The following is a 7,880-nucleotide window of genomic DNA, read 5'->3' on the forward strand; positions in this document are numbered from 1 at the left end:
ATCATGCGCAGTGGATCGTCGGAGAAGGAGATCTCGGGCTCCGTGGGCGTGCGGAGGATGCCTGCGGCGAGGTCTTGCAGGCCACCGTACGGGTCGACGAACTTGCGGGTGGCGATGTCGATCGCCATCGCGTTCACGGTGAAGTCGCGACGGATGAGGTCGCCGTCGATGGAGTCACCGAACGCGACGATGGGTTTGCGTGTGTGCTCCTCGTAGGCGTCGGCGCGGAACGTGGTGACCTCGATCTGCCAATCGCTGCCTTCCGCCTTGGCCATGGCGCCGATGGTGCCGAAGTCTTTCCCGACGTCCCACGTCGTCGGCGTGAAGCGCTTCAACAGGGCGTGGGTGTCGTCGGGGCGGGCGGAGGTGGTGAAATCGAGGTCGTGGCCGAGATGCCCCATCAAGGCGTCGCGGACCGAGCCGCCGACGAGGTAGAGCTCGTGGCCGGCGTCGCGAAACAGGGTGCCCAGTTCGTCGATGACGGGCGCGATGCGCAGCAGGTGCTGCATCGCGTTGGTTTGGGCTTGCGAGAGTGATGGCACGAGATTCGATGCTACCTGAATTGCGCTAGAGAGTGATTTGACCCCTAGAACGTGATTGTATTGGACTCGTGCGTCTCAAACAGGGCTTGTCTGCGATGATCGCGGTGGGGACAGTCGTCGCAGGGATCTCCGTGGCGACGATGCAAAGCCCTACCCCCGTTGAGGCCGTGCCCAACGTGAGCGTGACTCCAGAACCGCTCGACGTGGTGGAGCCTAGTGACCCTCCGTCGGTCGAGGAAGCTCCCACGACGACGAGCGTGCCGACGCCCATGGCCCCACCACCGGTTGCGCAGACTCCCAGCACGACGAGCGTGCCGAGGCCGAGTGCCCCCATCTTCCCGGTGCACACGTACGAAGAAGACTGGTTCTTGCCGCGCCCCGAGCGAGGCAAGCCAGCGGGCTCCGACAAGCTCGGATACGTCAACACCCAGGGCAACGGCACCCTCGCGACGCCGGTGAACGGGCGACGCACGTCGCCCTTCGGCATGCGCATGCACCCCGTCCTGCACATCTACAAACTGCACACGGGCCTCGACTTCGCCGCACCCTGCGGCACACCTGTCGGCGCCGCAGCCGACGGCGTCGTATCGTTCGTCGGCTGGGCCGGCGGAAATGGCTACATGGTGAGCATCCGTCATGGCCAGATCAACGGCTACGACGTGGTCACCAACTATGCCCATCTGTCGTCGGCCGGTGTGCGCGTCGGCGACCAGGTGAAGCGACACCAGGGCATTGGCCGCGTCGGCAACACGGGCTACTCGACGGGATGCCACCTCCACTTCGAGGTGAAGGCGAACGGCCATTTCACCGACCCCGCCTCGTGGCTGTCGAAGGATGGGGCCGTGGTATTTGCGCAGGACATGCCCGACTATGCCGCGCCTTCGCCAAGCCCGTCGCCGTCCCCTTCCCCGTCGCCCTCGCCTTCGCCGTCGGTGTCGCCTTCGCCGGGCGCATCACCGTCGCTCTCACCGAGTGTGCCGACGTCGCCCTCGGCTGCTCCGAGCACATCGGGAAGCCCGACGGCGAACCCCACCAGTCCACACCCTTCCGAGCCGAAACCGTCGTCGCCCGAGCCGTCGAGCCCGAAGCCATCGGATCTGAAACCGTCTGATACGCCGTCGCCGAAGCCGAGCGCGTCGCCGAGCCCGTCACCGTCGCCGTCCCCCTCGAAGCCGAACGAATCACCGTCGGAGAGCGAGAAGCCGACGGAACCCGCGCCCACCAAGAGCGAGAAGCCGGCGCCCAGGCCGACGAAGTAACTCGCCCCAGCGACGAGACTACGCAGCCGGTTCGGTGAGTGCCACCAGCAAACTCCCCAGGAATTCTGAGTCGACGTCATTGTCCATGCCGGGTTCGAAAAACACCGCTGACAAGGCGCGCACCACCCGATCGGTGGGCATGCTGAAGCGCCGCCCGACGTGCGCCACGGCCTTGGTGAGGAACGCCGCCATCACGGGGTGGGTTTGTGCTTCATGCTCGCGCAGCCGTTGGCCGAGTTCGTCGGAGCGGGTCGCTCGGAGGTGGATTTCGAGCATGGTGCGCCGGAAGTCCGCGGTGGGGCCGAGCGCCCGGAAGAACGCGGGGATCGCCTCGTTCACGGCCCAGTCGATGCCCGCGTCAGGCGGCGGCTGAAAGATCGCGTCCAGTTCGCGAAGGGTCTGCTCGGCGTAGCTTTCGAGGATCGCGATGCACAGGTCGTCTTTTGTCTGAAAGTTGGAGTAGAACGCGCCTCGGCTGAAACCGGCCCGCTCGCACAGCTGCTCAACGCTCGTCGCGTCGATGCCGCGCTCCGCGAACTCGTGGATCGCAGCCTGGATCAGTCGGCCTCGCGTGGCCTCACGTCTGGGCGTCGTCTCTGTCATGGCTTCCTCCGACACACAACGTAGCCCATTGGATACACGAGTGTATGCTGGGGCTCGATTCAGTACTGTATCCAAGTTGGGGTGAAGATGTCGGCTGCGCTCTACGCACTGGGCCGTTGGTGCTACAACCACGGCGTTCGCGTGTTGCTGTTGTGGTTGCTCGTCGCGCTCGTGATGGGCGGGGTAGGGCTCAGCGTGCGCAGCCAGTTCGACGACGGTTTCGACATCCCCGGTTCGCCGTCGCAGGAGGCGCTCGACCGCCTCCACATGACGTTCCCGACGGGAGCGGCCCTCTCCGCCACGGCGGTTATCGTCGTGCCCGAGGGGGAGCACGTCGGTGAGCTGAAGGATGAGATCGAGCCGCTGCTGAAGGAATTCGAGGAGCTGGAACTCGTCGATTCGGTGCAGTCGCCGTGGTTCAAGTATTCGCAGGGCCAGATTTCCGACGACGACCGCGCGGCGCTGGCGAACCTCTCGCTGAGCGTCACGGAGGTGCCCACGCTCGACACCCTCGACCCGATCGTGGAAGCCGCCCACGACATCGAGCGGCAGCTCCCCGAAGGCACGAGGGTCACCATGGGCGGGCCCGCGTTCCAGATGGAGCTGCCCGAGATTTCCATCACTGAGGTGCTGGGCGTCGTGCTCTCGTTCATCGTCTTGTGGGTGATGCTCGGCTCGGTAATCACTGCGATCATCCCCATCTTCACCGCGCTGCTCGGCGTTGGTATCGCCATGTTCGTGATGTTCGGCGCGACGAGTGTCATCAGCGTCAACTCCGTGACGCCCATGCTCGCCATCATGCTGGGCGTCGCGGTGGGCATCGACTACGCGCTGTTCATCTTCTCCAGGCACCGCGACCAGCTCCGCGACGGCATGGACGCCGAGGAATCGATGGCCCGCGCCATCGGCACGGCGGGCACCGCCGTCGTGTTCGCCGGCGTGACGAACGCCATCGCACTCACGGGGCTCGCGGTCGCCGGACTGCCGTTCATCACGGTGATGGGCGTCTTCGCATCGATCGCGGTGGCCTTCGCCGTGCTGATCGCGCTCACGCTGCTGCCCGCGTTCGGGGGCTTCCTCGGTGAGCGAATGCGGCCCAAACAGTCCCCCCGCAGGCGCGACGAATCCGAGCAGGCGCCAGCTGGGCGGCGCGGCATCTTCCACTGGTGGGTGGGGGTGAGCACGTCGCATCCCATCGCCACCATCGTGGCGGTGGTGACCCTGCTCGGCGCGTGCTCGCTGCCGGCGATGAATCTGACGCTGTCGCTGCCGAACGCCGGCCAAAGCCCGGAAACCAGGCAGGCCCGCGTCGCCTACGACGCCATCGCCGAGCACTTCGGCCCCGGCTACAACGCGCCGCTGGTGGTCACCGTCGGCATCATCGGCTCGACGGACCCCCTCGGCCTGCTCGACGAGCTCTCCGACGAGATCGACAGCGTGGAGGGCGTCGACCAAATCGGGCTCGCCGTGCCGAACCAGAACGCGGACACCGGCATGATCCAGCTCTACCCGACGACCGCCACCGACGACCCCGAGACCGTGCACACCGTCGAACGGCTGCGCGAACTCACGGACTCATGGCAGGAGTCCCGCAATCTCGACGCAAACGTCACCGGCTTCACCGCGGTGCAGCTCGACGTGACGACCAAGCTCGGCAAGGCCGTCGGGCCGTTCGTCATCATGGTGGTGGGGCTCACGCTGGTACTGCTGTGTGCGGTGTTCCGCTCGGTGTGGGTGCCGCTCAAGACGGCCGCGGGGTTCCTGCTGAGTGTGGGCGCGTCGTTCGGCATCACGCAGCTCGTCTTCAACGAGGGCTGGTTCAAAGCGCTCATCAACCTCGAGAAACCGGAGGCGATCATCTCATTTCTGCCCATCTTGCTGATCGGCATCTTGTTCGGGCTCGCGATGGACTACGAGATCTTCATCGCCTCGCGCATCCGCGAGGAATACATCCACGGCAAACCGCCCATCGATGCGATTCGCGACGGGTTCGTGGCCTCTGGACGCGTGGTCACCGCCGCGGCGCTGGTGATGTTCGCGGTGTTCGCGTTCTTCGTGCCGGCCGGCATGATGGCTATCAAACAGATCGCGTTCGCGCTCGCCGTCGGCGTGCTCATCGACGCGTTCCTCATCCGCATGACGCTCGTGCCCGCGGTGCTCGCCCTGCTCGGCGATCACGCCTGGTGGATGCCGAAATGGCTCGACAGAATGCTGCCCGAATTCGACATGGAGGGCGAGGTGCTCACCAAGCAGCTCGAACTCGCCGACTGGCCGGGCACCGATGCACTGGTGCACGCCGAAGATATCGAAGTGGAAGGCCTAGTCGCACCGCTGTCGATGCAGGTGCGGCCCGGCGAAGTGGTGGGCATGACAGGCATGGTGGGCGCGCGCGCCGCAGCCGCGTTGGCGCTGACCGGGCGGCTCGAAGTGGCGTCGGGCAGGGGGCGCATCGTGGGCAGGCTGCTGCCCGAAGCAGCGGGCGCGATTCGTCGTCGGACGGGTTACGTCGACCTCGCACATGAGCAAGATGTCGCGGCGTGCCTCGATGGGCTGCGCATCCACGAGGGGAGCGTGTGGTTCATCGACGGCGTGGACACCGTCGGTAAGCCCGACGATCAACTCGCGCTCCAGCGCCTGGCTGAGCGGGCGCGCAGCGACCGAAACTTTGCCGTCGTCTGCCTCGCGGGCAACGTGGCGGCACTCACCGCAGTGACACCCGACGACGTGGTGCGCGTCGTCGAATCCACGCATGAGGGGAGCATGGCATGAGGCCAGAAGGAATCAAGAAGGGCCGGAAAACGAGCTGGGCGGCGCTGGTGGCGCTGTTCTTGGTGCCGCTGCTCGTCGTCGGGAGCCTCATCGGGTTGAGCGGCAAAGGCGACGAGCGGAAGGTCACCGCGGGCATCGTCAACCTCGACGAAGGCACCGAGGTAGATGGCCAGACCGTGCCCATGGGGCGCCAGCTGAGCGCCGAGATCATGGAGCGTGAAGGCGAGAACATCAACTGGATCCTCGCCGACGAACAGAGCGCGGCCGAGGGCCTGAAGTCGGGCGAGTACGCCGCCGTCGTGACCATCGCGCCCGACTTCTCGAAGCGCGTCATGTCGTTCGCCAAGAACGACCCCGACGCGGCGCAGAAGGCGCGCATTCAGGTGACCACCTCGCGCAACGCACCCGCCTGGGACGCCAACCTCGCGCAGGAGATCGCGCGCATCGCCACGCAGTCGCTGAACAAGATGCTCACCTCGCAGTACCTCGATGGGGTCTACGTCGGATTCAACGAAGTCGGCGGGCAATTCGAGCAGATTGTCGACGGTGCCTCCCAGCTGAAGTCTGGCTCGTCGCAGCTCTCAGATGGGTTGAGCCAGGCCGCTGACGGCACGAAGGAGCTGGCCGACGGCATGCGCAAGTTCGACGAGAATGGCGAGCCGCTGCGTGCAGGCGGGAAGCAGATTGCCGACGGGGTGCAGCAGATGTCGGGGCAGATGCCGCAGCTCGTCGGGGGCGTCCAGCAGCTCGCTGACGGCGCCAACCAACTCCTGCCGGGCGTGCAGCAGTACACCGACGGCACCGCTCAGCTCGTCGGTGGCATCGGGCAGCTTTCCGGAGGGCTCGACCAGGTGGTAACCGGACTCGAATCGGCCGACATGGACTTCTCGCAGCTGCAGCAGCTCGTCGACGGGTCGGACCAGCTCGCCGACGGCGCCACCGAGCTCGCCGACGGCATCGAGCAAGCCGTCGCGCCGCTCGAGCAGCTCGATGGGCTCGTCACCGACGAGATGGTGCAGCAGGCGAAGCAGCTCAAGCAGCAGGTTTCCGGGCTGGGTGAGCGCGTCGTCGAACTCGACCGGCAGTTGCAGGGCTACGCCAGCGGTGCCGTCGCTCCGCCGAAGGAGGTCACGCAGGCGGCCGAGGCGCTTAAGGCGCAGTTCCGGTGCACCGACGCCGACCCCGCCGTCTGTGAGGAGCGCCGCGCCGCCTACGAGGCCGGTGTTGATGCGGCCATGGGGGGCGGTTTCCAGCACGGCGCTGAGCGGGCGACGCAGTTTCTGCACTCCACTGAGGCCGAGAGCGGCAAGACGTATCTTGAGCTCGCGCGGCTCGCGGCAACGCGGGGCGAGGACGGGCTGGGGAAGCTCGTCGACGGTCTGGGCCAGGCGCAGAAGATCGGACCTGGCCTGCAGCAGCTGAAGGACGGCTCACGGCAGCTCGCCGACGGTAACCGCGAGCTCGCGAAGGGTATCCACCAGATGGCCGACGTGATGCCGCGCGAGATCGAGCAACAGATGGGCGAGCTCAAGACCGGGCTCGGCAAGCTGCGCGACGGCGCCAAAACCATGGAACGTGAGGCGCAACCGCTGGTGACCAACGGTAAGCAACTGGGTGCCGGCGCGACGAAGCTGAACACTGGGATTCAGCGCCTCGCCTCAGAAATTGGCGCGTTGCCGGGCGGCGTCGAGCAGCTCAGCAGCGGGCTGCTGCAGTACGTCGACGGCGTGTGGCAGTACACCGACGGGGTGTCCCAGGCCGCCGCGGGAACCGGTGAGCTTGCCGAGGGGATCCATCAACTCGACGACGGGGCCGCCAAGCTCTCCGACGGCGTCGGCACGTTCGCGGACAAGCTCGCCGAGGGCAAGAGCGAGATTCCGAGCTACAGCGAGTCTGACCGCAAGGCGCTCGGCGACGTCGTCTCAACCCCCATCGACCCCGACCAGTCGCTGATGGCGCGCGGGGGAGTGCCGCTGTCGGCGCTGATCCTCGTCGCCGGGCTGTGGCTGGCCGCGCTGGTCGCGTTCATCGTCGTGCGGCCGGTGCCGAGTGACGTGGTCACGTCGCGTGCCCCGAGCGCGCTGCTGTGGCTGCGCACGGTTGGGCTACCGACGGGGCTCCTCGCCGCCGTCGGACTGGTGCTGGGCGCCGTGGGTGGCCTGTGGTGGTCGATGTCCCTCGGGCGCACGGTCGGTTTGATGGCGCTGCTCGCGGGGCTGGGCGTCGTGTTCGCGTTCACGCAGCACGCACTGGCGGGATGGCTCGGGCACGTCGGGCGCGGTATCGCGCTGGTGCTGCTCGCGGTGACGACAGCGCTCGGGCTGAGCTCAAGCGTGCCCGGTTGGCTTGACCCGCTGGCCGCGGTGTCCCCACTGCACGGCGGCATGCTGCTGGTGCGCTCCTGGCTGGCGGGGGCATCGGTGACCACAGCGGTGTTCGCGATGGTGCTCGTCGCCTTGCTGTTCGCGGGCGTCTCGCTGCTCGCCATCGCCCTGCGACGCCGCCTCACCCCGGCGCAGTTCAAACTCCGCTACGCGTAGCGGGTTTCCGTCCCCTCGGTGGTTGAGCCGCTGCCGGCCCTTCTCGGTGATTGAGTAGCGGGCGTAGCCCGCGTATCGAAATCCCGAGACGCAGTGAGTCGAAATCCCGAGACGCGAGCTTAGGTGGCAGTGTTGCGCCCAAACATGGGCCAGAATCTGCCACCTAG

Annotated in this window: 4 protein-coding genes and 1 pseudogene; 3 read left to right on the forward strand and 2 right to left on the reverse strand. The window is 66.8% G+C overall.

The genetic code is table 11. The annotated features are described in order from the left end of the window. Positions 1–509 (reverse strand): annotated as a pseudogene (locus Q0X68_RS12600) (CCA tRNA nucleotidyltransferase); the annotation flags it as partial. Between the two features lie 101 nt (positions 510–610). Between Q0X68_RS12600 and Q0X68_RS12605 the strand changes: the two are divergent. Further along, on the forward strand, positions 611–1,801 hold the full coding sequence (locus Q0X68_RS12605) for a peptidoglycan DD-metalloendopeptidase family protein (RefSeq protein ID WP_297752415.1): 1,191 nt from the start codon (positions 611–613) through the stop codon (positions 1,799–1,801). Positions 1,802–1,819: 18 nt separating this feature from the next. Here Q0X68_RS12605 and Q0X68_RS12610 read toward each other — a convergent pair whose 3' ends face one another. Beyond that, positions 1,820–2,404: a TetR/AcrR family transcriptional regulator gene (locus Q0X68_RS12610; RefSeq protein WP_297752418.1), complete on the reverse strand. Its 585-nt coding sequence runs from the start codon at positions 2,402–2,404 to the stop codon at positions 1,820–1,822. Positions 2,405–2,491: 87 nt separating this feature from the next. On the opposite strand from Q0X68_RS12610, the gene Q0X68_RS12615 reads away from it, so the two are divergent. Further along, positions 2,492–5,173, forward strand: coding sequence for an efflux RND transporter permease subunit (locus tag Q0X68_RS12615; RefSeq protein ID WP_297752421.1), 2,682 nt, complete (start codon positions 2,492–2,494; stop codon positions 5,171–5,173). Beyond that, positions 5,170–7,713: a YhgE/Pip domain-containing protein gene (locus Q0X68_RS12620; RefSeq protein ID WP_297752424.1), complete on the forward strand. Its 2,544-nt coding sequence runs from the start codon at positions 5,170–5,172 to the stop codon at positions 7,711–7,713. The genes Q0X68_RS12615 and Q0X68_RS12620 overlap by 4 nt, the downstream gene beginning before the upstream one ends. Positions 7,714–7,880: the final 167 nt, after the last annotated feature.

The sequence above is a fragment of the uncultured Tessaracoccus sp. genome (genome assembly GCF_947286155.1).
Lineage (GTDB): Bacteria > Actinomycetota > Actinomycetes > Propionibacteriales > Propionibacteriaceae > Arachnia.

What these genes read in the sequence shown, in the direction of transcription:
- Q0X68_RS12610 (WP_297752418.1), bottom strand. Translation starts at nt 2,404, where the DNA reads ATGACAGAGACGACGCCCAGACGTGAGGCCACGCGAGGCCGACTGATC.
- Q0X68_RS12615 (WP_297752421.1), top strand. Translation starts at nt 2,492, where the DNA reads ATGTCGGCTGCGCTCTACGCACTGGGCCGTTGGTGCTACAACCACGGC.
- Q0X68_RS12620 (WP_297752424.1), top strand. Translation starts at nt 5,170, where the DNA reads ATGAGGCCAGAAGGAATCAAGAAGGGCCGGAAAACGAGCTGGGCGGCG.